The sequence below is a fragment of the Pseudomonas sp. RIT-PI-q genome (assembly GCF_001297125.1).
In the GTDB taxonomy this organism is placed as follows: Bacteria; Pseudomonadota; Gammaproteobacteria; order Pseudomonadales; family Pseudomonadaceae; genus Aquipseudomonas.
This window is the reverse complement of sequence record NZ_LHPC01000081.1, coordinates 1-26,009: the sequence shown is the minus strand read 5'-3', so window position 1 is coordinate 26,009 and position 26,009 is coordinate 1. Positions and strand designations below refer to the sequence as shown.

The window sequence follows — 26,009 nt, the reverse complement described above, 5'->3', positions numbered from 1 at the left end:
AAAGAATCGCCAGAACCACCGCCACCCCCACAGTCCTTGGCCTGAGCACTCGAGACACCGGACAGGCTGTCCGGAATCAATACGGTAGACGCCGACAGGACCGCGCCAATAGCTACTGCAAGTAAAAGCTTGTTGATGTGCATGTCGTTCTCCGTCTTCTAATTCAGATTGGAACGTTGATGAACAATGCAACGTGCTGCATTCATAAATTCAGATGGAACGTTGGTAAACACCCCGACGAACCGATTTATTCAGTTGCAACGAAAATAACCATCGCAACGTGCAGCGCGCCCTTGTTCCAGGGGTCAGTGAATACTGGAGGCCAGCTCGAAAATCGGGATGTACATGAGGATGACGATGACCCCGATCAGCAGGCCGATGAAGGTCATCAGCAGCGGTTCGAACAAGCGCACGAACCATTCGATCCAGCGGCTGATTTCCTCGTCGTAGAAGTCGGCGCTGCGTTCCATCATTTGCCCGAGGTTGCCGGACTGTTCGCCGGCGCGCAGCAAGCGCAGGGACACCGGGGTCACCAGGTGATTGAGTTCCAGCGCGGTGGACAGCGATTGCCCCTCGCGCACCCGTTCACAGGCCTGGTCCAGGCGTGCGCGGGAGGCGACGGTGAGCAGGCCACGGACCATGCCCATGGCGGTGACGAGCGGGATGCCGCCCTGCAGCAGAATCCCCAGGGAACGGTAGAAACGCGCGAGTTCATACATGAAGATGCGTTGATGGACCGCCGGGAGTTTTTCGATCACCCGGTCCACGCCCCGACGAAAGGCCGGTTGGCGCTGGAGAAAGCCAAGGGCGACGACGATGGCCGCAAACGTGCCGAAGAATTCAGCCTGATGGGCGTGCAGGAACATTCCGCTGCTCATCAGGATCTGCGACAACCACGGCAGGTTCGACCCCAGCCCTTCGAACACCAGGCTGAAGCGCGGCACGACGTAGCCCATCAAAAACAACACCACGCCGCCGCCCACCACCAGCAACAGCAAGGGGTAGATCGACGCGCTGACGATTTTTTGTCGAACCTCATCCATGCGCTGGCGATAGCTGACGTATCGGCCCAAGGCATCGCCCACGGCACCGGTCTTCTCGCTGGACTGGACCAGCGCCACGTAGAGCGGCGGGAACACCGCCGACAACTGGGCCAATGCCTGGGAAAACGATTTGCCCTCGTATAGCAGGCGCACCAGTTCGCTCAAGGTTTTACGCGCCTGTGGCGCATTTTCTTTTTCCGCCAGGCTTTCCAGCGCATCGATCAACGGTAGGCCGGCGTTGAGCAGCGTGGTCAATTCCTGGCTGAACAACACCAGGTTGAAGGTCTCGCGCTTTTGCAGGCGCAATGCTCGCCAGTGCCGCTCGGCGTGCAGGCTGACCACCCGCAGGCCCTGGTCTTCGACGATGCGCCGGGCTTCGCTGTGGCCGGGCGCCTCGACGGTCATCGACACCACACCGGCCTTGCCCACAGCCTTGAGATGAAAGCGCATGGTCGCCACTCCTGTCATTGCCAACTGGTGACTTCGGCGTTTTCGCCTTCGCCGCCGGGTTGGCCGTCCTTGCCCATGGACAGCAGGTCGTACTCGCCGTTTTCGCCGGGGTAGCGATAGGTGTAGTTATGGCCCCACGGGTCCTGCGGCAGTTTTTTCTGCAGGTAAGGGCCGGTCCATTTGGTTTCATCGCTGGGCGCGGTGACCAGCGCCTGCAAGCCCTGTTCGGTCGACGGGTAATGGCCGACCTCCAGACGGTACAAATCCAGTGCCTTGCCCAGGCCTTCGATTTGCGCCTTGGCCACCTTCACTTCGGAACGGCCCAGCTGGGCGAAATACTTCGGCGCGACGATGCCGGCCAACAGCCCCAGCACCACCAGCACCACCAACAGTTCGAGCAGGGTGAACCCGCTTTGGGTACGCGGGGCACGCTTCACACGCTGATTCATGATGACCTCACAGAGTTGGCAGAAGGGTCGCAATAAAGGCTTATGCAATTGCCATGCTCATGCTTGGACATCCTCCTGTACCCCCCGAATTACGGGCCTTCGCACTTACGGCACAGTGCTTGCGTATGGCTTGTTTACTACCGGCCATTGGGGCAATACCCCCATTTTTCGGGGCCGGTCAGGGAGGCAAGAACATGAAAACATTCACCACAGGACTGCTCGGTCTGCTTGTGCTGACCGGCGTCGCTCAGGCCGATGTGTTCGTTTCCGTGGACGCCAAGGGCAGCTACGTTTTGTCCAATGTCCACCGTCCCGGCCGCACCTATGAACGGGTGATTCATGAGCCTGAAAAGGCTCTGGTCAGCCTCGATCAGCAACCGCAGATGATTGCCGCGCAACCCTATGCCGAACTGGTTTCGGCGGCGGCCACGGCCAATCACTTACCGGCGGCGCTGTTGCATGCCGTGATCCAGACCGAGTCCCGTTACAACTCTGGCGCGACGTCACCCAAGGGCGCGGGTGGGCTGATGCAACTGATGCCCGACACCGCACGGGAATTGGGGGTGACCGATGTCTACGACCCCAAGGCCAACATCCAGGGCGGTGCCCGTTATCTCAAGCGCCTGATGACGATGTTCGACAACGACATCAGCCTCGCCGTGGCCGCCTACAACGCCGGGCCGCAAGCGGTGCTCAGCCGTGGCGGGGGGATCCCGCCGTTCGCCGAAACCCAGCGTTATGTGCCCAGTGTCTTGCGCCAATACCGGCGTTTGCAGGGCCTGGCCGTGGACGCGCCGCTGTGATTGGGGATTTCCCCACATGTGGGGCAAGGCTCCCACAATCAAAAGATCGCAGCCTTCGGCAGCTCCTACAGGGCGCACGCCGATCGAATGCAGGCGCTGCCGAAGGCCGCGATCTTTTGATCCTGACCTGTAGCAGCTGTCGAGCTTGCGAGGCTGCGTTCGGCGGCGAAGCCGTCGTAAAACCAGGCACCGCGGTGTGTCAGGAAGAACCTGCGTGCAGGGTTTACGACGGCTTCGCCGCCGAACGCAGCCTCGCAGGCTCGACAGCTGCTACAGGGAACGAGCGGCTACGGGATAGGCGTTATCTTCGGTCAGGAAAGTGGGTAATAAGTGGGGGAATATCCCCCGAGTTGTTAAGTGGTATCGGTAACTAATTGAAAATCAACTAAATTATTTATGGCATGCGGATTGCTCTAGCGGATTTATCGAGAATTATTCCTGTGAGCAGCCCCACAGCGAGGCCCGTGATCATGACTGGCATACCTCACGTTCATCACCTGGTTCACCTGCTGCTGTTTTTAGCGCCGATGTTCGGCATCCAGCTGGCCGACGCTGCTGTACGCTGCGAGCGCAATCTGGTGGCCAACGTCGTGGCACTGGACCAGCCGCTGATGTTCAACCGCCTCGGCGCGCAGAACGTCAACGGCATGATGTTCGCCCTGCGCCGCGACGTGGTCGATGACCACAACATGTCCCTGGCCCAGGGCGGGGCGGCGGTGCCGGGCAAAGTCTCGCTGCGGCCCGACAAGCGTCCGCGTCCGCTGGTGTTGCGCGTCGCCGCCGGTGATTGCCTGACCATCAACCTGCAAAACCTGCTGGCCTACCAGGCCAACCCCGGCAGCCACGAAAGCGGGGAAGAGGAAGAGGGTGAGATTGAAGGTGAAGTCGCCATCGGCAACGCTGACGACTTCAAGGTCGACGAGCAGGTCACCGACCGCCACGTCGGCTTCCAGGTCAATGGCATGCAGGCGGTCAACAGCATCGACGACATTGCGTCCTATACCGGGCGCAATGCCAATACCTTGATTCCCCCGGGTGCCAGCCGTTCCTACACCTTGTTCGCCGAGCGCGAAGGGGCGTTTGCCGCCAGCAGCCGTGGCGCAACGTTCGGTGGTGAAGGCGATGCGGGCAACGTCGCCAACGGCCTGTTCGGCCAAGTGGTGGTGGTGCCCAAGGGCGGCCGCACCTATCGCAATACCGTGACCGAAGAAGAGATGCGTCTGGCCAGCGCTGGCCGCACGCCGGCCGGGCAGCCGATCGTCGATTACCAGGCACGCTACCCGCAACGCGAACCGTGGATCCGTGAGGGCAAAGCCGGCAAGCCAATCATCAATATGGTCGACGGCAACGAAATCATTTCCAGCGAGAGCGACGCGATCGTGATGGGCAGCAACGCCGATGGCAGCTTCCCGCCTTCGACCTATCCGCTGGAAGCCATTGGCAAACGTAACCCGGCGCTGCCCAATCGGCTGGAACCGTTCCGCGATTTCGCCTCGCAATTCCAGGATGAAACCGCTGCAACCCAGGCATTCCCCGCCTACTTTGCAGACCCGGTGATGGCCCACGTGCTGGAGCCGACCCGCGATTCGTTCATGATCAACTACGGCTCCGGCGGCATGGGCGCCGAGGTGGTCGCCAACCGATTGGGCGTGGGGCCGATGCACGACTGCCTGTCCTGCGCCTACGAAGAATTCTTCCTCAGTTCGCACACTGTCGGCGACGTGGCAATGTTGGTGGACGTACCGGCCAACGCCGGTCTGGAAGGCATTCTTCCGGGCCAGGCACCGAGGGCCGATCAGATCGGCGTCAAGGCGACCATGGCGCTGTACCCGTCCGAGCCGTCCAACGTCAACCACAGCTACATCGGTGACTTCGTCAAATTCCGCAACACCCACAACGGCCATGAGCAGCACATCTTCCACTTGCACGGGCACCAGTGGCTGTTCAACCCCAACGATGACAACTCCGATTATGTGGACGCTCAAGGCATCGGTCCGGGGGCCGGCTACACCTATGAAATCGCCAACGGTGGTTCAGGTAACCGCAACCGCGTCGCCGGTGATGCGATCTATCACTGCCACTTCTACCCGCACTTCGCCCAGGGCATGTGGAGCATGTGGCGGGTTCACGATGTGTTTGAAGAAGGCACCAAACTTGAGGTGTCCCAGCAGGGCGCCGACGGTTATCACAGCGAACCTTATGCGCTGCGAAGCGGTAAACCAGCGGCTGGCGCTCGGGCCTTGCCCGATGGCGAGATCATTGCCGGTACACCGATTCCTGCGGTCGTGCCGCTGCCGGGCAAAGCCATGGCACCGATGCCAGGCAAGGTCGCGGTCGTGCCGAAAATCGGCGAAACCCTGGTGGCCGGGGGGGGTGACGACGATGACGAGGAGGACGACGACGGCGAACATCATGGCGGCAACGGCGGCCCTCAAGCCATCGGTTCGCTGGCCCTGGTGGATCGCAGTGAAGCCAACCGCAACGCCGACGGCAGCCTGAAAAACCCTGGCTATCCGTTCTGGATCGGCGGCATGGAAAGTTCGGTCGGCCAGCGTCCACCGACGCCACCGCTGGACATGCTCGACGCGGCCAAGGCCCAGGCCTTGAAGACCAGCGGCAACGCCTTGTGGGCCAACCTCGACCCGGCTCAGTCCGGTGGCTGGGACGGCGGTTTGGGGCGTCACTCCCTGGACGGCTTCTCCGCCGGTGGTCAGGCCAATACCATCACCACGTCCCTGGATTTCTCCAAGGAAGTGACCCGCGCCAAACCTATTTATATGCCGGAAGAGGGCACCGAAGTCGAACAGGCGGCCATGGCGTTCCACGCCAAAAAAGACCACCCGAGCTTCGCTGTGCTGCCCGGCAATCAAGTCGTGGCGCGCAACTTCCGCACCAACGGCGCATTACCGATTGCTGGCGCTCCGTACTACGAACCGTGCATGGACGACCGGCAAAAACGCCTGACCAGCAGCGCCGGCACCGGCGAGTTTGCCAGTGGTGAGCGGGTCGACGGCATGTCCTTCACCGGTTCCTCGTCCTTCACCGCCGACCGTCCACGAATCTATAAAGCCGCGAACATCCAGTTCGATGCGGTCTATAACAAGGTCGGCTATCACTTCCCGCAAGCGCGCATTCTCGCTCTGTGGGAAGACGCCTGGCCGGTGATCACCAAGCAGCGTCCGCCAGAACCGCTGGTGATGCGCATGAACACCTTCGATTGCGTGCAGTACCAGCAAACCAACCTGGTGCCGGCCACCTATGAGATGGACGACTATCAGGTGCGCACGCCGACCGACGTGATCGGCCAGCACATCCACCTGCCGAAATGGGACCTGACAGCGGCCGACGGTTCGGCCAACGGCTGGAACTACGAAGACGGCGTGCTTTCCCCCGGTGCGGTGCAAGAACGTATCCACGCCATTCGCGAGTTCAACCAGTGCCAGGGCACTGACCCGCGTGACGGCACACCGGCCTGTCCGAAAGCCAAGAATCACCCGTTCTTCGGTCAATATGGCCGGGCCGACTGGGTCGGCGCGCGCACGGCGATGCAGCGCTGGTTTGTCGATCCGGTGGTGAACGCCAAAGGTGTCGACCGTGGCCTGGGGACCATTTTCACCCACGACCACCTCGGCCCATCGACTCACCAACAGATTGGCCTGTACGCCACCGTGCTGGCTGAGCCGGCCGGTTCCACCTGGTTCCACGCCGAAACCGGCGAGCCGTTGTACAGCGGCGCGCGGCAGGACGGCGGGCCCACTTCATGGCAAGCGGTGGTCTCCACCGGTGACCTGGACGGTGACGGCAAGAACGACAGTTTCCGTGAGTTTTTCCTCGAATACAGCGACTTCCAGCACGCCTATGAAGCTGGTGTGTACGTCGGCGCTGGTCCTAACGGCGTGCCTAATCCGCAAGCCTTCCCGGCCACGGCGGACAGCTTCCGCTACGCGATCAACCCGCCGGTGCGCAATAACGCCAGCAACCTGTTGGAAGGGATCGTCGAAGTGCAAGGCGGGCAAGTGCCCGGCTGCCCAAGCCGGCCATGCCCACAAGCAATCTCGGTCGATGACCCGGGCATGTTCGTGGTCAATTACCGCAACGAACCGCTGGCCCTGCGGGTGTACGACCCGAACAAGGTCGGCCCGGACGGCAAGCGCGGCATGCAGGCCGACGGCCTCGGCGGCGACCTGGCGTACGCCATGCAAAGCCGTACCGACCGCGCTATCCCGGCGATGAACCTGGCGCCAAACCTGGTCACCGCCGCCACCGGCCCCACCGGCGGCACCACGCTGTTCCCGCCACACATCAACAAGGGCGGCGCGGAACCGGGCGACCCGTTCACCCCAATGCTGCGCACCTACACCGGTGACAACGTGCGGCTGCGGGTGCACGCCGGCGGTCACGAAGAAGAGCACAACGTGACGCTGCACGGCGTGAAATGGCTGCAAAGCGGTTCCGGTTACGGCAACAGCTCCAACTCTGGCTGGCGCTCGTCGCAAATGATCGGGATCTCCGAGCAGATGGGCTTCATTGCACCGGTCTCGATGCTGTCCAGCTCGGCGGCGACCACGGGGGATTATCTGTACTCGATGGACGCTTCGCTGGAAGGCTACTGGAGCGGGATCTGGGGCGTGATGCGCAACTACACGGCCCAGCGCAGTGATCTGTTCGCGCTGCCGAACACCCCGAAACCCGCCGGTATGCGCAACACCGTGGCCTTCGACGGCACCTGCCCACGGATCGGCGCCAACCCGAATGGCATCGGCACCCGGCCAACCGTGCAACGCAACTATGAAGTGGTCGCGGCGCTGGCCAACGACATCCTCGGCAACCCGTTGGGCCTGGCCATCGGAGATCCGGCGGGGCTCGGTCAGCATGTCGGCGGGCCGTTGAATCCGGCGGGCGGCACCCTGGGGTTCAACTCGCGGCCCGTGAGCATTCCGCAGGTCACCGTGACCGATCCTGAAGACGGCGAGACGTTCACCATCGGCGGGTGAAGAGGGGCGCTGCTGACCCGACGGCGATCCTGTATGTGCGCAAAGGCGATCTCGATCCGATCACCGGCAAGCTCAAACCCGGTGTGCCCGTCGAACCGCTGGTGCTGCGTGCGGCGGCAGGTGATTGCATCAACATCACCCTGGAAAACCGCCTGCCCATGGTCATGCCGGACTTGACCCAGACGGCGGTGATGCAAGGCATGGTCAAGCGTGATCGCAACAGCGGCCTGGGCTCCACCACCTTCAGCAATAACCTGATGCGGCCGTCCAGCCACGTTGGCCTGCACGCGCAACTGCTGGCGTACGACATCACCAAATCCGACGGCACCAACGTCGGCGCCAACCCGATCCAGACCGTGCCGCCACGTGTTGGCAACACCGGCGCGTACCCGACGCGTACCTATCAGTACTACGCCGGGCATCTGGAGCGTGAAGGCAAGCCGATCACGCAACTGGGTCGCAGTGTCGACAACATCAACGCCACGGCGGTGGAGTTCGGCGGGCTGAATTTCACCCCGGCGGACGTCATCAAACAGCCGCAAAAAGGCCTGGGTGGTGCAATGAGCATCCTGCCGATTGGCGCGACCTGGGTTGACGATGCACGCAAAGTGACGGCAACGGTGACTGCGCCGGGGCAAACCACTTACCGCGACTTTGCGATGGTCTGGCAGAAGGCGTTGAACATCCGCTGGGCCAACGGCCGGCCGGTGGAAGGCATTGCCGCTGAAGGCCTGGGTGTGCCGACCGATCCGCAGGACAACTCGAGCATGGCCATCAACTACAAGGCCGAGCCGCTGTGGTTCCGCTTCGGTTTGGCACCGGATGCGCCGTTCGGTCATGCCGATGGCCACGGTTACGGGGACGTGCCTAACGCGCACATGGCTTACAGCAATGCGCTGGTGGGCGGCGATCCGCAGACACCGGTGCTGTATGTGAAGCCGGGGCAACCGTTCCGCACCCACATCATGATGCCCACCGGTGGCAGCCGCGGCACGACCTTCCAGCTTGACGGTCACGTCTGGTCGGTCAACCCGTTCCAGTCGGAGAAGAGCGATACCGGTGGTTACCCGATGAGTTCGCCTGGGGTGGGTTCGGTGCGGTTCGGCTACAACCCGATGTCGATGTACATCGGTGCCCACGAAAGCATCCTGCCGGCGGCGCACTTCAGCTTCATGCACCCGAGCGCCGGGGGCAGCAATGCGATACCGGGCGACTACCTGTTCCGCGATTACGGCGCCTATGGCAACACCGCCGGGCTTTGGGGATTGCTGCGGGTGACCAACGAGCCTGAACCGGCACCAGCGCCGTAACGGCCAGGATGGGGCGACACCGCCCCTGTAGGAGCTGGCTTGCCAGCGAAGGCGGCCGAGAGGTCGATGCAAGGTTCGAGGGCCCCTTCGCCGGCAAGCCGGCTCCTACAAGAATGAGGGCGGCCGGGAGGTCGGCCGGCAAGGGATAGGACGCACACCGTCCAACTGTAGGAGCTGGCTTGCCAGCGAAGGCGGCCGCGAGGTCGACGCAAGGTTCGAGGGCCTCTTTGCCGGCAAGCCGGCTCCAACAAGAATGAGGGCGGCCGGGAGGTCGGCCGGCAAGGGATAGGACGCACACCGTCCAACTGTAGGAGCTGGCTTGCCAGCGAAGGCGGCCGAGAGGTCGACGCAGGGTTCGAGGGCCCCTTCGCCGGCAAGCCGGCTCCTACAAGAATGAGGGCGGCCGGGAGGTCGGCCGGCAAGGGATAGGACGCACACCGTCCAACTGTAGGAGCTGGCTTGCCAGCGATGGCGGCCGAGAGGTCGATGCAGGGTTCGAGGGCCCCTTCGCCGGCAAGCCGGCTCCTACAAGAATGAGGGCGGCCGAGAGGTCGGCCGGCAAGGGATAGGACGCACACCGTCCAACTGTAGGAGCAGGCTTGCCAGCGAAGGCGGCCGCGAGGTCGATGCAAGGTTCGAGGGCCCCTTCGCCGGCAAGCCGGCTCCTACAAGAATGAGGGCGGCCGAGAGGTCGGCCGGCAAGGGATAGGACGCACACCGTCCAACTGTAGGAGCTGGCTTGCCAGCGAAGGCGGCCGAGAGGTCGATGCAGGGTTCGAGGGCCCCTTCGCCGGCAAGCCGGCTCCTACAAGAATGAGGGCGGCCGAGAGGTCGACGCAGGGTTCGAGGGCCTCTTCGCCGGCAAGCCGGCTCCTACAGGAGCGAAGGCGGCCGCAAGGCAGGCATGGATCTGTAAGGGGAGATGCAACATGAACAGGACCATCAAAATCACCGGATGTGCGCTGGTTGTCGGCTTGGCGCTGATCTGGCTGGGGGTATGGCGCACGACTCCGCCGGACATGCTCAGCGAGGTCGCGCTGCCAGACACCTGGACCGGCCAGAAACTTGAGCGCGACGGGGTGTCGGTGGCGCTCGAAGTGAAGCCACTGGCCGAGGATGGCGTACTGCGCGAGGGGGGCTTCGCCGACGTACGGTTGCGGGTCACTGACAGCGCTTCGGGCCAGCCACTGTCAGGCGTCGCGCCCGGTGCCTGGCTTGACCCGGAAGCCGTCGCCGCCGACCAGGCCCAGGGTCGCGAACGCAGCTGCAAATCCCGGGTCGGGGTGTTTCTCAAATCGAGCATCGGCGCGCGGCCGCTGCTCGACCTCAACAGCTACTTCCTGCTGGTGATGAACCGCGATGCCAGCGTCACAGTGGTCGATCCGTCGGTGTCGGTGGGCGGCATCACCAGCACCATGGCCAGGATCGACATCAAGCAACCACCGATGGATTGGGTCACGCCGCGAGACAACAAACGCGTGTTCGTTTCGATGCCCACCGCCGGCGAAGTGGCGGTGATCGACAGCGAACAGTTCAAGGTGATCGACTCGGTGGCCGCCGGCAGCAACCCGGTGCGCGTGGCCCTGCAACCGGATGAACGCCTGCTGTGGGTGGGCAATAACGCGAAGTCCGCCGAAGAGTCCGGCGTCACCGTTATCGACAGCCGCAGCCTGAAGACCCTCAAACACCTGGCCACCGGTGCCGGGCACCATGAAATCGCCTTCAGCAAGGACAGCCGTTACGCCTTCGTCAGTAACCGCGACGACGGCACCCTGAGCATCATCGACATCGCCAGCCTGACCCTCAGCAAACAGCTCAAAACCGGCTCGCATCCGTTGTCGGTGGCGTACTCGCCACTGTCCCAGGCGGTGTATGTGGCCGATGGCAAGGACGGCACGGTGACCGTGGTCGATACCGCCAGCCTCGCCGTGCGCCGGGTGATCAAGATCAAACAAGGGTTGGGCCCGATGGGCTTCAGCGCCGACGGTCGTTTCGGCGTCGTCCTTAACACCCTGGAGAACCAGGCCTCGGTGATCGACGCCGCCACCGACTCACTGATCCATCAACTGGACGTCTCCGCCGAACCCTACCAAGTGGTGTTCACCAAGGCCTACGCCTACGTGCGCGGCCTGGCCTCGGCCAAGGTGACCATGATTAACCTGTCGTCGCTCGGTGAGGGGCGCACGCCGATCAGCCAGGGCTTCGAAGCCGGGCCACAAGCGCCACGGCTGGCCGGTGATTTGCCGCTGGCATCGAGCCTGGCGGTGTCGCGCGATGACAACGCGGTATTCGTGGTCAACCCGGTGGACAACACCACCTACTTCTACGCCGAAGGCATGAACGCGCCGATGTCCGGTTACCCCAATCGCGGGCAAGTGGCGCGCGCGGCGATGGTCATCGACCGCAGCCTGCGCGAGGTCGAGCCGGGGGTGTACAGCGCACGGATCAAACTGCCAGCCGCCGGGCGTTTCGACGTGGCCTTCCTGCTCAATCAACCGAACATCATCCATTGCTTCACGGCATTAGTTGAACCGGACACCACGCTTGAGCATCACGCCGGTGTGCCGAAAGTGGAGTTCATGCTCGACACATCCACCGCCGCCCTTGGCAGCCCATACGTCGTGCGCTTTCGCATCGTCCAGGGCAAACAGAAGACACAGCGCAGCGGGGTCAAGGACGTTCAGGTGCGCTACTTCCGCGCCCCGACCTCGCGCACCCGGGAAGTCGCCGCCCTGGACGTCGGTAACGGCATCTATGAAGCCCCGGTGACCCTCGACCAGAACGGCGCCTGGTATCTGCACGTGCGTGCCGCGTCCCTGGGCGCGAGTTTCGACGACAAGACTTTTGCCAGCGTACGGGTCCTGCCCGGCGATGCCCACTGAGAGGAATTCGACATGAACCGATACGCACATCGTGGACTGCTGACCTTCTGCCTGTTGGCTGTCGGTGTCGGCCAGGCCCTGGCCCACTCCGCAGACGAGCACGCCGGGCACGACATGCCGCCCAAGGCCGCTCGCTCGGAGAGCGCCCAGGTCAAATTCGCCGACGTGGCGCTGGTGGATCAGAACGGCAAAGCAGTGCGCCTGGAAAAAGACCTGGTGACCAACAAGATCGTGGTCATGAGCTTCATCTACACCAGTTGCACCACGGTCTGCCCGGTGGTGTCGTCGATCATGGGCAAGGTGCAGAAACAGCTCGGGTCGCGGGTGGGGGGTGAGGTGCAATTGGTGTCGATCAGCATCGACCCGCAGCGCGATGACGCCAAGCGCCTGAACGACTACGCCCGCAACTTCCAGAACGGCCCGGGCTGGACCTGGCTGACCGGCAGCTCGCAGTCGATCAACGAAACCCTCAAAGGCCTCGGCACCTTCAGCGGCGACTTCAAGAGCCATCAGCCGCTGATCCTCGTGGGGGACGGCAATAGCCGCCACTGGACCCGCTATTACGGCTTCACCGACCCGACGGTGCTGACCCGTGAAGTCGAGAAACTCAGCGGTCAGCGCAACTCCCACGCCAAACACACCGCCATCGCCATGGAGCAGCAGCCATGAAAGCGCTCTTTTTGATCTTCCTGACAATGTGCTTTTGCATTATCAGCTTTTTCGCGTTTTCCCACGAACAGCACGCAGTCTCCGAGCCCGCCGTGGCCGCCGCACAACCGGCGACCGGTACGCGCGATGCGAAAACCTGGTTCACCGACACGCCGTTGCAGGACCAGAACGGCAACACCCTGCGCTTCTACAGCGACGCGCTGCAAAACCGTGTGGTGTTGCTGAACGTGATTTTCACCAGTTGCAACGATGCCTGCCCGCTGATCACCCGCAAACTCAAGGAGGTTCGCGAAGTATTGGGTGACAAGGCCGATGGCATCACCTTTATCTCCCTTACCAGTGATCCGCTGCGGGACACCCCGGCGGTGCTCAAGGCTTACACCTTGAAGCAGGGCGTCGATGGGCCCCACTGGCTTTTTCTTACTGGCGACAAAGCGCAGATGGACCTCGTACTGGGGCGCATCGGCCAGATCGTACCGACCCCCGAACAGCATTCCACGCAGCTGATCGTCGGTGACGTGGCCAACAAACGCTGGAGCAAGATCCGTCCCGATGCCCCGGCCGCCGCCATTGCCCAGCGCTTGCAGTTGCTGGCAATGCCCGTGGTCGGTCGTTGAACCGTGTCATGAAAAGCTCTCTCGCCCTCATCCTGCTCCTGCTCGGTGGCCTCAGCCTCGCCGCGCATGCGTTGCCGTTGAGTCCCAGCGAAAGTGCCGGCAAGCGGCTGTACCGCGAGGGACTGTCCGGAAGCGGCGAGCCGATCATGGCCAGGGTTGGCGCGGCCGATATGCTGTTGCCGGCCAGCAGCCTGCCGTGCGCCAATTGCCACGGCGCCGATGGCCTGGGGCGACCGGAAGGCGGGGTGCGACCGCCGGATCTGAACTGGGCGCGGCTCACCAGCCAATACGGCCAGCAGCAAATCAATGGCCGCAGTTATCCGGCCTATACCGAGGGCACGTTGGCGCGAGCCATCCAGGAAGGGCGTGACTCCGGCAACAATCGGCTCGACCCGGCGATGCCGCGGTTCGTGCTGTCGATGAATGATCAGCGCAACCTCACGGCCTACCTCAAGCGTCTGGCCGATGACCGCGACCCGGGCCTGACCCCCGACAGTCTGCACTTGGGCACCTTGTTGCCGAGCCAGGGACCGTTGGCCGAGGAGGGCGCCACAGTGGCGGCGGGACTGGACGGCAGCGTGGCGCGGATCAACCAGGCGGGCGGGATTCATGGCCGGCAGTTGCGCCTGACCATTCTCGACCCCGGCCCCGACCGCGCCAGTGCCGATAGGGCGCTGGCGCGGTTGATCGAGCAGGAACAAGTGTTCGCCCTGATCGCGCCGCTGGCACCGGCACTGGACTCGGACCTGGCCGCACGCCTGGGGCAGGCCGGGATACCACTGATCGGACCGCTGTCGCTGCTGGGCCCGGCGCAGTCCAGTCGACAGATTTTCGAACCGTTGCCGGGCTTGCGCGAGCAATTGCTCGCCTTGGCCGATTACGCCGCCGCCAGGTTGCGGGCGTTGCAGGGGCCGACCCTGATCACTTACCCCGACGAGCCCAGCCAACGGCTGGCGGCGCAGAACCTCGGCCAGTATTTGCAGGATCACGCCTGGCAGAAGGTCACCCTGCAAGTCTATGACTCGGTGCAGGACGCACTGCCATTGGGCTCGCGGTCGGTGTTTTACCTGGGCAGCGGCGGTGGTTTCAGTCGTCTCGCCGAACGCTTGCAGTCGGCGGGGCAGGTGCCTTACCTGTTCGCCGCGTCGAACCAGGTGGCAGGCGACCTGTTTCAGGTGCCCAGTGGTTTTTCCCGGCGGGTGTTTCTGGCGTATCCGTTCGTACCCAGTGACTGGACGCTGGCCGGACGCCTGGCCCTGACCCAGTTGCGCGAACATCAGGGGCTTGGCGGCGAACACGCGGTGCTGCAAGTCGGCGCGTTCAGCTCGATGCTGCTACTCAGCGAAGGCATGAAGCAGGCCGGGCGCGATGCCAGCCGCGAGAAGCTCATCAGTGCCCTCGAAGGCCTGCATGACTTCGATACCGGGCTGACCCCGCTGATCAGCTTCGGGCCGGGCCGTCGCCTGGGCTTGAGTGGTGCGCATATTGTCACCGTGGACTTGCCCGACCAGCGTTTCTATCTGGTCGCTCCTTATAAACCGATTGCCGCCACACCTTGATGGGAGGTCGATCATGAAACTCAACACTCTGCTGATCCTGCTGGCGATGTGGGTTCCCGTAGCGTTCTGCAGCAACGGCCCGGCCGCGGCGCGGGTCAACGGCGAGGAAATCTCCCAATTTCGCCTGGAACGTTATTTCGCCGAATACCTGGAGGATCAGGGCCGGGCGGTGGCCAGCATTCGCAATCCCAAGGCGTACAAACAGTTGCGCCAGGCAGCGCTGACGGCTCTGATCGACAAAGAATTGTTGTGGCAGGAATCCGTCAAGCGCGGGGTGGTGATCAGTGACTCCACGGTGCAAAGCCAGGTCGATCAGACCCGGCAGGCCATGGGCGGTGCCGAGGTGTTCGCCCGGCGTCTGCAAGATGCCGGTTTCGACGAGGCCGGTTTTGCCGAGTACACCCGTCGCGAACTGGCGGCCCAGCAAATGTTCGCCGAGCTGACCAAGGTCACCGGGCCGGACGAAAAACAGGTCCGCGCGTTCTATGCTGAACACCGCGCCGAGATGAGCCGGCCCGAGGAAATCCAGGCCCGGCACATCCTGGTCAAAGTGCCTCAGGGCGCCGATTCCGCCACAGTTGAGGCAGCGCGGCTACGCTTAGAGGAGATGCGGGTAAAAATCAGTCAGGGTCAGGACTTTGCCAGCGTGGCCCGGGCCGGTTCCGAAGACGCATCCGCCAGCGAGGGCGGTGACCTGGGCTACTTTCCTCGCGGGCGCATGCTGCCGGAGTTTGAGGCGGTCGCTTTTGCCCTGAAGCCGGGAGCTGTCAGTGAACCGGTGCGCACGGCCGTGGGCTGGCATTTAATCTATTTACAGAACCACATGGAGGCAGCCAATGTCTCAGAAGAGCAGGGACTTGAAATGGTCAGGGCGTACCTTGCCCGACAGCAACAGGTCCAGGCTCGTCTTCAGGTTTTGGCGCAGCTGCGATCGAGTAATCGCATTGAACGGATTGACGATGATTGAAGGTTCCCCCCCAATAGTGGGGAAAAGCTTCAGAGCCTCTCCGTACGCTTCCCCGCCTTTGGGGGACGGGGATTCTGGACGAAATGGTTTTTTCATGGAAATCAAAGACGTGCAACGGTAAATAATCCGGTGCTCAGCCTGGCATGAAGTGTGCGTTAGCCTAATCAAGGCACGTACTCCCAGGGCTGGAACATCGGACCTGCGGTTTCAAGGAGTCGACCTTGTTAAACAAAGTACTGGTTGTCGAAGACGAACAGCTCCTTGCCGAAAACCTCAAGGATTACCTTCAGGCGCAAGCGCTGGAAGTCCGGATTGCACATGATGGGGCGACGGGTATCGGTGAAGCCGAACAGTTTGCCCCCGATGTGATGGTGTTCGATTACCGCTTGCCCGACATGGAAGGCTTTGAGGTGCTCGATGCTGTCCGCCAGAACAGGAAGTGTCATTTTGTACTGATCACAGGGCACCCGACCGCTGAAGTCTGTGAGCGGGCCCGGCAACTTGGAGTCAGTCATATCCTGTTCAAACCCTTTCCATTGGCGGAATTGGCCCGAGCAGTCTGCGACCTTCTGGGCATGCAACGCGAACCCAGGGCAGGCATGAGCACATCCGAAGGTTTTGTCGAACGACGCCAGAGCAGGACCGAGAGTTTCCCGCTGCAGTTGTACGACGGTAGTTGGGTGCTGGCAGATCGCCGACGAACATCGGCTTCCCTGGCACCAGACGACGAACAATTGCTCACCGGGGAGTAGTGGCGCGACAAGACGTTCCGGCCCCCACCGTAACTGCTCGCCGCGTCGACAGGGCTCAAAGCCCCCGGCGTTGGAGAGCATGCCATGGACCGTCTATTCCTTGCCGTCGAACCGGCGCTGTTGGACTGTGTACCGTCTCGATTTTCCAGTGAGCAACTGGCCCAGGCACGTTCCCGGGCCGCCAGTTCCGGCGAACGGGTACTGGAAGCCCTCGGGGTGTTGTGCGAACTGGCCCCCATGCCTTTCATCCAGTCCCTCGGCGCTACCCTGCATTATCCGGTGCTCGACACCGACGCCCTGTTTCAAGCCACCCCGGTGTTCGACCGGGTCACCCTGGCCCAATGCATCAAGCGCGAATTCATCCTGCTGCGCCACGAGGATGCGGTCATCGGCGTGTTTGCCGACCCGTTCGACACGTCGCGACTGGCCTGGATCGATGACTGCCTGCACGGCGCGCCGCTGTACCTGGTGCACGCCGACGACCTCAAGGCTTATCTGGCGCGCCACGAAGAGAGTTTCCACGCAGTGGAATCGCTCAACGCCCAGGCCGACGTCAATATCGAACTCGATACCCTGCAAAGCCTGTCCCTGACCAGCATCAGCGAAGACGCCAGCGTCGTCGTCAAACTGGTCAACTCGACCCTGTACGACGCGCTGAAAATGCACGCCAGCGACATCCATTTGGGCACCACCGGCAGCGGCCTGGTGATCAAGTACCGGATCGACGGCGTGCTCAACAACATCAGCAAAATCCAGGGCAGCGAATTCGCCGAACAAGTGATTTCCCGGGTCAAGGTCATGGCCGAACTGGACATCGGCGAAAAACGCGTACCGCAGGATGGTCGCTTCAAGATTGGCATCAGCGGTCGGCAAATCGACTTCCGGGTGTCGATCATGCCGAGCATTTTTGGCGAAGACGCGGTGCTGCGGGTGCTCGACAAACAGGACCTGGCGGACAAGGTCTGCGGCGTGCAGTTGCAAGCCCTGGGCTTTGAAGACGAAACCCTGCGCCACCTGCGCCGGCTGGCGGCCGAACCCTACGGCATGGTGCTGGTGACCGGCCCCACCGGTAGCGGCAAAACCACCACGCTGTACGCGATGATCACCGAGATCAACCACGGTGTGGAAAAGATCATCACCATTGAAGACCCGGTGGAATACCAACTGCCGGGCGTGTTGCAAATCCCGGTCAACGAAAAGAAAGGCCTGACCTTCGCCCGTGGTCTGCGTTCGATCCTGCGCCATGACCCGGACAAGATCATGGTCGGTGAGATCCGTGACCCCGACACCGCACAGATCGCCGTGCAATCGGCACTCACCGGTCACCTGGTGTTCACCACCATTCACGCCAACAACGTGTTCGACGTGATCGGCCGGTTCACCCAGATGGAAATCGACCCGTACAGCCTGGTCTCCGCGCTCAATGCGGTGCTGGCGCAGCGCTTGATCCGCCTGGTGTGCGCCAGTTGCAGTGCGCCGAGCTACCCGACCGATGAGGAACTGCGCCTCTCCGGGCTCGATCCGCAGAAGGTCGACCATTACCGCTTCGTCCATGGCAAGGGCTGCGGCCATTGCCGGGGCACCGGTTATCGCGGGCGTACCGCCATTGCCGAGTTGCTGCACCTGGACGACGAGTTGCGGCAAATCATTGTCGAGCGCCAACCCATTTCGAAAATCAAGGCCCTGGCGTGCAGCCGTGGCTTGCGCCTGTTGCGCGAGTCGGCGCTGGAGCTGGTGCAGGAAGGCCGGACCACACTCGAGGAGATCAATCGTGTCACTTTTATCTCGTGAGCGTTATGTCGCCGTGCTCGGCGCCAGCGGTGTCGGCCTTGGGCAGCGGCGGGGCAGCGAAACCCTGTGGCTGGGCAGCGTCGGCTTTATCGACGAAGGCTTTCATGCCTGGGCCGTGGCCCTGGAAACCCTCGACCGTTTGCTCGGCGAACACACCCGTCCCGGTGCCGAATTGAGCGTGGTGATCTCCGGTCACTTCAGCCGGTTTTGCCTGGTGCCCTGGAGCGAACAAATCAGCAGCCCCGACGAATTGCTCGGGTTTGCCCAACTGTGCTTCGAAGACCTTTATGGCGTGCCGAGCCAGCCCTGGAGCATGGTCCTGTCGGCGGAACCCGCCGGTTACGACCGGGTCGCCACGGCGCTGCCGCAAGACTTGCTGGCGCATCTGCGCACGTTGGCCACGGGCCGTGGCCTGCGCCTGCGGTCGGTGCAGCCGTACCTGATGGCGGCGTTCAACCATTTCGACAAGAGCTTTGATGCCGGCGACTTCCTGTTCGTGGTCGCCGAGCCCGTGCGCAGCGTGTTGTTGCTGGCCCGGGAAGGGCGCTGGACGTCGGTGCGTTCGGTGGGCAGCAGCGACAGCGACGCCGCACTGACCGCACTGATCGGCCGCGAAAGCCAACTGCAGGCGTCCACCAGTGAACGGCCGCTGAATGTTTACTTGCACGCCCCGGCGCGCATTGACTCTCATCCCGAGGTGCCCGGCGTGCAGTTGCGCACCCTCGAAGAAGACCGGAGTGCCGTACGCGATTGCCTGTACGTCATGTCCCGGGCGGTGGCCTGACATGCGCGCCTTGATGCTCGACTTTCAGCCGCGCCGCCGCTCAGGCCCATTGGGCTGGAGCCTGCTGGCCGGTGGCGTAGTGCTGACGCTGACCTGCTTCTTCATTCAACAACACCTCAGTGAACACACCGCGCAACAGCAAGGCCATTTGCAAACCACCCAACGCGTACTCAGCGGCGACACCGGCAGCAAGGTCAGCCTGAGCCCGGCGGAAACTCGTGAACAGGCACAGAACCTGGCCGAGATGCGCAAGGTTTCCCAGCAATTGCGCCGGCCATGGGAACGCTTGTTCGCCATGCTCGAAGCGATGCCGCGCGACGACATTGCCTTGCTGACCCTGACCCCGGATGCGCGCAAAGGCCAGGTGCGGATCAGCGCCGAAGCGCGGGATCTGGAAGCGATGCTCGACTTTCACCGGCGCCTGGAAGCCAGCGACGAGCTGTCCGATGTGTCGCTGCTGAGCCACGAGATCGTCGCCAACGTGCCGGAACACCCGGTGCAATTCAACCTGTCGGCTAGCTGGGAGATCGGCGATGCAAATCCCTAGATTGATCGTCCACGAATACCTGCAAGGCCTGGGCATTCCCGGTCTGGCAGGGCTGGCCATGCTGACGCTGGCGCTGGTGTATGGCCTGGGCGGCCTGATGCCGGATTGGCATTCGCTGCAAACGCTCAGCCAGCAGACCCGCGAAGCCGGCGAGTACCTGGCCAAGGTCGAAGACGGCACGGTCGCCGCGCCGGTGGTGCCACAGCGTCAGCTCGACGACTTCCGCAGCAAGCTGCCGTCGCAGCCTCAGGCCACCGTCGCCATCGACAAGATCTACGCGTTGGCGGCTCAGGAACACATCACCCTGGCCCGTGGCGAATATTCTCTGGGCATCGACCCGAAGACGCACCTGGCCCGCTATCAGATTCTGCTGCCGGTGCGCGGCAGCTATCCGCAACTGCGGCGCTTCCTGCACGCCTTGCTCGGCCAGTTGCCGGCGGTGGGGGGGGGGGGCGTGGAGTTTCAGCGTAAAAAAATCGCCGACACCGACCCGACCGGGCGGATCCGCATGACCCTTTACCTGTCGAGGGCATGATGAATACCAAACGCGTAGTGGGGTGGGGGGCGTTCTTCGGCGTGGCCGCGGCGCTGACTTGGGGGCCTGATTACTTCCAGCAGGCAGACGACGCCGATGCTGCGGTCGCCACGGTTGCCACGCCAGGCAAAAGCAAAACCCGCGGTGCACTGCCGGCCGCTGCTGCCACCGGCAAACCGGCGGAGATCAAGGACCTGAGCCCGGCGGGCGACCTGTTCGCCGCCCGCAGCTGGAAGGCCGCACCGGTGCTCGCCAGCGTCAACGAACAAGCCGTCAACCTGACCCCGGTGGTGCAAGTCCCCACTGCACCGCCGATGCCTTTCCTGTTCATTGGCAAGATTGATGACCGTCGCGACCTGCAAGTGTTTTTGCAGAACGGCGAAAAAATATACGTCGTACGCAAAGGGGATGTGATCGACGAAACCTGGCGGATCGAAGGGATTTCCGATGTGGAACTCAGCTTTGTCTACCTGCCTCTGCATTTGTCCCAGACCTTGTCTGTGGGGAGCACGCAATGAACAGATCCCGTTTGCTGATGAGCCTTGTCTGCTTCTGTGCAGGGCTGGCCGCGTGCAGCTCGGCGCAGGTCGCCAAGCAAGAGGCGTCCGAGTTGATCGAGTCGGGGCAGTACGAAGCCGGCCTGGCCCGTATCCAGGAAGGACTGAAGGAAAACCCACGGGACACCGAGCTGCACCTGGCCCTGAACAGCGGCCGTGCCCGTGCCGTGACGGCGCTGTTGACCCAGGCTGACATGGATCGCACCCAGCGTGACTTCGCCTCGGCCCGCATGGCGTACGGCCGGGTGTTGCCCATCGAGCCCAACAACCGCCGCGCCCAGGACGCACTGCGCCAGCTCGAACACATGCGCAGCCTCGATGAAAAACTCGAACTGGCCCGTGGCGACTTGCGTCGCGGCGACATCTACGGCGCCGAACGCCAGGTGAAACAGATCCTCGAACTGGACCCACAGAATGAGGGGGCACTGGAGCTGCAAGGCAACGTCCGCCTGGTTCAGAGCCGCAACGTGGTGCCTTATCCGCAACTGCGGACCCGTCTGGATCGGCCGGTGACCCTGGAGTTTCGCGACGCCAACCTGAAAACCATCTTTGAGGTGCTGTCCCAGGTCGCCGGTCTGAACTTCATTTTCGACAAGGACCTGCGCCCGGACATGAAAGCCACCATCTTCGTGCGTGAAGTGCGCATCGAAGACGCCGTGGAACTGCTGCTGCAACAGAACCAGCTGCATCAGAAAGTGGTGAACGAAAACACGGTGCTGATCTACCCCGACTCGCCGCAAAAGCTCAAGGATTATCAAGAGCTGGTGATGCGTACGTTCTACCTGACCAGCATCGATGCCAACACCGCGCTGAACATGATCAAAACCATGCTCAAGACCCGCGACGTGTTCGTCGATGAACGCCTCAACACCCTGACCATGCGCGACACCGAAGACGCCGTGCGCATGGCCGAAAAGCTGCTGCAATCCCAAGACCAGTCCAACCCTGAAGTGGTATTGGAAGTGGAGGTGATGGAAGTCGCTACCCAGCGGATTCTCGACCTCGGCCTGCAATGGCCGAACACCTTCGGTGTGGTCAACAGCGACGGCTCTCCGGTGCAGCTCCTCGATCAATTGAAAGGCATCAACTCCGGCCGAATCACGATCTCGCCATCGCCGCAGGCCAAGATCAATGCGCAGGACAACGACATCAACACCCTGGCCAGCCCGGTGATTCGTGTCAGTAACCGCGAGCAGGCGCGCATCCACATTGGTCAGCGTGTACCGATCATCAGCGCCACCTCGGTGCCGTCGACCCAAGGCCCGGTCATCACTGAAAGCGTCACTTACCTCGATGTCGGTCTAAAGCTGGAAGTGCAGCCGACCGTGCACCTGAACAACGAAGTGGCAATCAAGATCGCCCTGGAAGTCAGTAACGCCACACCGCTGGAACCGACCCGCCAAGGCACGATTCCGGTTCAAGTCGATACCCGTAACGCCCAGACCACCCTGCGCCTGCATGACGGCGAAACCCAGATCCTGGCCGGCCTGATGCGCAACGACCATGGCGCTACCGGTAACAAGATCCCGGGCCTTGGCGACATTCCCGGGCTGGGCCGGCTGTTCGGCAGCAACAAGGACAACGTCAGCAAATCGGAACTGGTGCTGTCGATCACTCCGCGGATCGTGCGCAACCTGCCGTACCAGAGCCCGTCGGACATGGAATTCCCGACCGGCACCGAAACCAGCATGCACATCCAGGCGCCGGACCGTCGGATGGAAGAGCCGCCTCAGGCTGAGCCCATCGATCGGCCGGTCGCTTCCGCCAATACCACTGTTGTCGTTGAGAAGCGCTAATCATGAAAGCCTCGGAACGCGGTTTTACCCTGATCGAAGTCGTCGTCACGCTGGCGCTGATCGGCCTGTTGGCCGGCATGGCCGCGCCGCTGACCGAGACCGTGGTGCGCCGGGGTAAAGAGCAGGATCTGCGGGCTGCGTTGTACCAGATTCGCGATGCCATCGACGCCTACAAACGGGCTTTCGACGCCGGTTATATCGAGAAGTCGCTGAACAGCAGCGGCTATCCGCCGAACCTGAAAGTGCTGGTAGAGGGCGTGCGCGATGTGCGCAGCGCCAAGGGGGCCAAGTTCTATTTTTTGCGGCGCGTGCCCCATGACCCGCTGGCACCGGTCAAGCGTGACGACGAGGGTGGTTGGGGTCTGCGCTCATATGACAGCTCGGCTCAAAACCCGCGGGAGGGCGAAGACGTCTTTGACGTTTACTCCAAGGCCCGGGGCAAGGGGCTCAACGGCATCGCGTACAAGGAGTGGTGAGCATATGCGTCGGGAAAAGGGTTTTACCCTACTGGAACTGATGGTGGTCATGGCAATCATCGCGACCCTGATGACCATTGCCTTGCCACGCTACTTCAACAGCCTCGAGGCCTCGAAAGAGACCACGCTGCGCCAAAGCCTGTCGGCAATGCGCGAAGCGCTGGATCACTACTACGGCGACACCGGGCGTTGCCCCGACTCGCTCGAGCAACTGGTGGAACAGCGCTACCTGCGCAACGCGCCGATGGACCCGATCGCTGAACGCAAAGACCTCTGGGTCCTGGTGGCGCCGCCGGACGGTGTAGCGGGCGGAGTCGCCGATATCAAAAGCGGTGCCACAGGGAGGGCGCGTGATGGCAGCCTTTATTCCGAGTGGTAAGGCCTCCAACGAGGCGGGCTTCACTTACCTGGGCGTGCTGTTCCTGATCATGGTGATGGGCATGGGCCTGGCCAGTGCCGGCGAGTTGTGGTCGACCGCCTCGCGCCGCGATCGCGAACGCCAGCTGCTCTGGGTCGGTACTCAATACGCCCAGGCCTTGCGCAGCTATTACCGCAGTTCGCCGGGCCTGGCGCAGTACCCGAAAGAGCTGGCGGACCTGCTGCAGGACGAGCGTTTTCCGTCGCCCAAACACCACTTGCGTCAGCTCTACCCGGACCCGGTCGGTGGCGGCGAATGGATGCTGATGCGCGGCTTCGACGGACGCATCACCGGCCTCAACAGTCCCTCCACGGACAAGCCGCTCAAGCAGACGGACTTCCCCAGTCAGTGGTCGGACTTCACGGGCATGGCGAGTTACAAGGACTGGCAGTTCGTGGCCGAGAAAGCCTTCCTCGATGGCACGTCGGGACCTGCGAAAAACCAGTCTGCAACGCCTCAGGCGTTAGGGCGGTGATGTCATGAACAGACACTGGCTGGCGGCCCTGATCCTGATGCTGATGACGTCTTTCGCGTCGGCTGCCGAAGAGGACGAAATGCTCGGTTTCATCGTCGATGACACGATTTCGCACATCGGCCACGACTTTTACTACTCGTTCAGTGAACGCCTGCGCGCCACCAGCCCGATGGATTTCAACCTGGTGGTACGCGAACGACCTTCGGCTCGCTGGGGCAGCCTGGTGACCGTGGAATATCAGCAGCGACTGGTTTATCGGCGCTTCCTGCCGCCGAACACCGTGGAACTCAAGGACGAGGCCTATGACGCCGCCGACTGGGTTCGCGGGCAGATTGTCCAGCGCAAGCTGGAAACCTTATTGCAGGACACCACGGACCTTGAGAGGGACGAATTATGAAAACGAAAACGCTCTCGCGGCACCTCGGGCTCTGGTTGCTCGGGTTGGGTAGTTGCAGCCTGGTCCAGGCTACGGAACTGGTCTATACGCCCATCAACCCTTCGTTCGGCGGCAACCCGTTGAACGGGACGTGGCTGCTCAACAACGCCCAGGCACAAAACGACTACGACGATCCTGACTTGAAGAAACGCACTTCCGTGGCCGGCACTTCGGCCCTGGAGCGCTTTACCAGTCAGCTGCAATCACGGCTGCTGGGGCAGTTGATGGACAACATCTCCACTGGCAATACGGGGAGCCTGTCCACCGACGCCTTTATTGTCAACGTCGTCGATGACTCCGGTGCACTGACTATTGAAGTCACGGACCGAGCGACCGGTGAAGTTTCGGAAATCCAGGTGAATGGCCTGGCCCCTTGACGGGGATTTGGGTCGATGGGGAGTTAAGGACATGAAAAAAATAATTGTGCTAGGGCTGATGTTGGCGGCATTACAAGGGTGCAGTCTGCGCGAGCCGATGTCGGCCGAGCAGGACTCCAAAACCCCGACCCTGACCCCGAGGGCCTCGACGTATTACGACTTGATCAACATGCCACGACCCAAGGGCCGGTTGATGGCCGTGGTGTATGGCTTCCGTGACCAGACCGGTCAGTACAAGCCGACGCCGGCCAGTTCGTTTTCCACCAGTGTGACCCAGGGCGCGGCGAGTATGTTGATGGACGCCTTGCAGGCCAGCGGCTGGTTCGTGGTGCTGGAGCGTGAAGGGCTGCAGAACCTGCTGACCGAGCGCAAGATCATCCGCGCTTCGCAGAAAAAGCCCAATACGCCGGTGAATATCCAGGGTGAACTGCCACCGTTGCAGGCTGCGAACATGATGCTTGAGGGCGGGATCATTGCGTATGACACCAACGTGCGCAGCGGTGGGGAAGGCGCGCGTTATCTGGGTATCGACATTTCCCGGGAGTATCGCGTGGATCAGGTCACGGTGAATCTGCGGGCGGTGGATGTGCGCAGTGGCCAGGTGTTGGCCAATGTGATGACTAGCAAGACGATCTACTCTGTGGCGCGCAGTGCCGGGGTGTTCAAGTTCATCGAGTTCAAGAAGCTGCTGGAAGCTGAGGTCGGCTATACCACCAACGAACCGGCGCAATTATGTGTGTTGTCGGCGATCGAGGCGGCGGTGGGGCATATGCTGGCGCAGGGGATTGAGCGGCATTTGTGGCAGATTGCCGGGGATAATTCGGTGCCGGCACAGAATGAGACGCTGGATCGGTATTTGACTCAGAACAAGGTTGTGCCTGAGGGCGAGGGCGAGTGAACCGGGGCGGACCTTGGCGGCCTTATAGCCGACCAAGTTCCCGCTGATGTACCCCGTCCGAACTGTAGGAGCTGGCTTGCCAGCGAAAGCTATGTGTTAGGCGACAGATTTTTTGAAGGTGTACATATCCATTCCTGCGGTAACGGCCACCTAAGGTTCCGCCCTTACGGCGTGTCACTTGGAAGAGCCCCAAGTAACCAAGGGCTCTTGCCCCTTTCGTTCGGTGCCTCGCCTAGGCTCGGCATGCCCTCGCTCCGGCCCTGCTCCGTGGGCCCGCCGCCATCGGCCATCCCTGGCCCAGAGTGTGCAAAAACGTGGAAACAAACCCTTGCTATGATTTCCCAGAATTTATCGCAAGGGTCGCCCATGAAACGCTTCATCCAAGGTGAACATCGAGGTCAAAGCACCTTGCTCCCCGAGAGCC

Annotated in this window: 21 protein-coding genes and 1 pseudogene; 20 read left to right on the top strand and 2 right to left on the bottom strand. The window is 62.3% G+C overall.

From position 1 onward, the window contains the following. Nucleotides 1-305: 305 nt before the first annotated feature. Both AEQ67_RS33390 and gspG read right to left on the bottom strand, forming a co-directional pair. Entirely contained in the window at nucleotides 306-1,493 is a 1,188-nt protein-coding gene (locus tag AEQ67_RS33390; RefSeq protein ID WP_059408227.1) for a type II secretion system F family protein, read from the bottom strand. Nucleotides 1,494-1,507: 14 nt separating this feature from the next. Then, on the bottom strand, nucleotides 1,508-1,942 hold the full coding sequence (gspG, locus tag AEQ67_RS33385) for a type II secretion system major pseudopilin GspG (protein ID WP_059408225.1): 435 nt from the start codon (nucleotides 1,940-1,942) through the stop codon (nucleotides 1,508-1,510). Nucleotides 1,943-2,136: 194 nt separating this feature from the next. Here gspG and AEQ67_RS33380 point away from each other — a divergent pair, with 194 nt between their 5' ends. From AEQ67_RS33380 to AEQ67_RS33285, 20 genes and pseudogenes are all read left to right on the top strand, one after another. After that, the gene (locus AEQ67_RS33380; protein ID WP_059408224.1) at nucleotides 2,137-2,745 is read left to right on the top strand and encodes a lytic transglycosylase domain-containing protein; all 609 of its coding nucleotides are present in this window, start codon (nucleotides 2,137-2,139) and stop codon (nucleotides 2,743-2,745) included. Between the two features lie 470 nt (nucleotides 2,746-3,215). Continuing rightward, nucleotides 3,216-9,049, top strand: a pseudogene (mnxG, locus tag AEQ67_RS33375) (manganese-oxidizing multicopper oxidase MnxG). 929 nt (nucleotides 9,050-9,978) lie between these two features. Continuing rightward, a complete protein-coding gene (locus AEQ67_RS33370) occupies nucleotides 9,979-11,931 on the top strand; it encodes a cytochrome D1 domain-containing protein (RefSeq protein WP_059408222.1) in 1,953 nt (650 codons plus the stop codon). Nucleotides 11,932-11,943: 12 nt separating this feature from the next. Further along, nucleotides 11,944-12,600, top strand: a complete 657-nt coding sequence (locus AEQ67_RS33365; RefSeq protein WP_059408220.1) for an SCO family protein — start codon at nucleotides 11,944-11,946, stop codon at nucleotides 12,598-12,600. Continuing rightward, a complete protein-coding gene (locus AEQ67_RS33360; RefSeq protein ID WP_059408218.1) occupies nucleotides 12,597-13,217 on the top strand; it encodes an SCO family protein in 621 nt (206 codons plus the stop codon). The genes AEQ67_RS33365 and AEQ67_RS33360 overlap by 4 nt, the downstream gene beginning before the upstream one ends. An 8-nt stretch (nucleotides 13,218-13,225) precedes the next feature. After that, nucleotides 13,226-14,776: a cytochrome c/ABC transporter substrate-binding protein gene (locus tag AEQ67_RS33355; RefSeq protein WP_059408216.1), complete on the top strand. Its 1,551-nt coding sequence runs from the start codon at nucleotides 13,226-13,228 to the stop codon at nucleotides 14,774-14,776. Between the two features lie 13 nt (nucleotides 14,777-14,789). Further along, nucleotides 14,790-15,743, top strand: a complete 954-nt coding sequence (locus AEQ67_RS33350; protein WP_059408214.1) for a peptidylprolyl isomerase — start codon at nucleotides 14,790-14,792, stop codon at nucleotides 15,741-15,743. Nucleotides 15,744-15,964: 221 nt separating this feature from the next. Beyond that, complete coding sequence (locus AEQ67_RS34570; protein WP_082378017.1) at nucleotides 15,965-16,495, top strand: response regulator; 531 nt, start codon at nucleotides 15,965-15,967, stop codon at nucleotides 16,493-16,495. A gap of 84 nt (nucleotides 16,496-16,579) precedes the next feature. Next, nucleotides 16,580-18,286, top strand: coding sequence for a GspE/PulE family protein (locus AEQ67_RS33340; RefSeq protein ID WP_059408211.1), 1,707 nt, complete (start codon nucleotides 16,580-16,582; stop codon nucleotides 18,284-18,286). Next, nucleotides 18,267-19,070: a hypothetical protein gene (locus AEQ67_RS33335; protein WP_059408209.1), complete on the top strand. Its 804-nt coding sequence runs from the start codon at nucleotides 18,267-18,269 to the stop codon at nucleotides 19,068-19,070. The genes AEQ67_RS33340 and AEQ67_RS33335 overlap by 20 nt, the downstream gene beginning before the upstream one ends. Before the next feature lies 1 nt (nucleotide 19,071). Then, nucleotides 19,072-19,617, top strand: a complete 546-nt coding sequence (locus AEQ67_RS33330; protein ID WP_059408207.1) for a PilN domain-containing protein — start codon at nucleotides 19,072-19,074, stop codon at nucleotides 19,615-19,617. Next, nucleotides 19,604-20,152 carry a hypothetical protein gene (locus AEQ67_RS33325; RefSeq protein WP_059408205.1) on the top strand — a complete coding sequence of 183 codons (549 nt, stop codon included), beginning with the start codon at nucleotides 19,604-19,606 and terminating at the stop codon, nucleotides 20,150-20,152. The genes AEQ67_RS33330 and AEQ67_RS33325 overlap by 14 nt, the downstream gene beginning before the upstream one ends. After that, nucleotides 20,152-20,670 (top strand): hypothetical protein, encoded by a 519-nt coding sequence (locus AEQ67_RS33320; RefSeq protein ID WP_059408203.1) that lies wholly within the window; start codon nucleotides 20,152-20,154, stop codon nucleotides 20,668-20,670. Before AEQ67_RS33325 ends, AEQ67_RS33320 begins: the two co-directional genes overlap by 1 nt. After that, nucleotides 20,667-22,505 (top strand): secretin N-terminal domain-containing protein, encoded by a 1,839-nt coding sequence (locus AEQ67_RS33315; protein ID WP_059408201.1) that lies wholly within the window; start codon nucleotides 20,667-20,669, stop codon nucleotides 22,503-22,505. The genes AEQ67_RS33320 and AEQ67_RS33315 overlap by 4 nt, the downstream gene beginning before the upstream one ends. A 2-nt stretch (nucleotides 22,506-22,507) precedes the next feature. After that, the gene (locus tag AEQ67_RS33310; protein ID WP_059408199.1) at nucleotides 22,508-22,981 is read left to right on the top strand and encodes a type II secretion system protein; all 474 of its coding nucleotides are present in this window, start codon (nucleotides 22,508-22,510) and stop codon (nucleotides 22,979-22,981) included. A 4-nt stretch (nucleotides 22,982-22,985) separates the two neighbouring features. Further along, on the top strand, nucleotides 22,986-23,360 hold the full coding sequence (locus AEQ67_RS33305; protein ID WP_059408198.1) for a type II secretion system protein: 375 nt from the start codon (nucleotides 22,986-22,988) through the stop codon (nucleotides 23,358-23,360). Next, on the top strand, nucleotides 23,335-23,874 hold the full coding sequence (locus AEQ67_RS33300; RefSeq protein ID WP_059408195.1) for a type II secretion system protein: 540 nt from the start codon (nucleotides 23,335-23,337) through the stop codon (nucleotides 23,872-23,874). Before AEQ67_RS33305 ends, AEQ67_RS33300 begins: the two co-directional genes overlap by 26 nt. 4 nt (nucleotides 23,875-23,878) lie before the next feature. Next, nucleotides 23,879-24,271 carry a curli production assembly/transport protein CsgE gene (csgE, locus tag AEQ67_RS33295; protein WP_059408194.1) on the top strand — a complete coding sequence of 131 codons (393 nt, stop codon included), beginning with the start codon at nucleotides 23,879-23,881 and terminating at the stop codon, nucleotides 24,269-24,271. Next, nucleotides 24,268-24,687 (top strand): curli assembly protein CsgF, encoded by a 420-nt coding sequence (locus AEQ67_RS33290; RefSeq protein WP_059408192.1) that lies wholly within the window; start codon nucleotides 24,268-24,270, stop codon nucleotides 24,685-24,687. The genes csgE and AEQ67_RS33290 overlap by 4 nt, the downstream gene beginning before the upstream one ends. Before the next feature lie 31 nt (nucleotides 24,688-24,718). Further along, the gene (locus AEQ67_RS33285) at nucleotides 24,719-25,585 is read left to right on the top strand and encodes a CsgG/HfaB family protein (protein WP_059408190.1); all 867 of its coding nucleotides are present in this window, start codon (nucleotides 24,719-24,721) and stop codon (nucleotides 25,583-25,585) included. The last annotated feature ends 424 nt before the right edge of the window (nucleotides 25,586-26,009 follow it).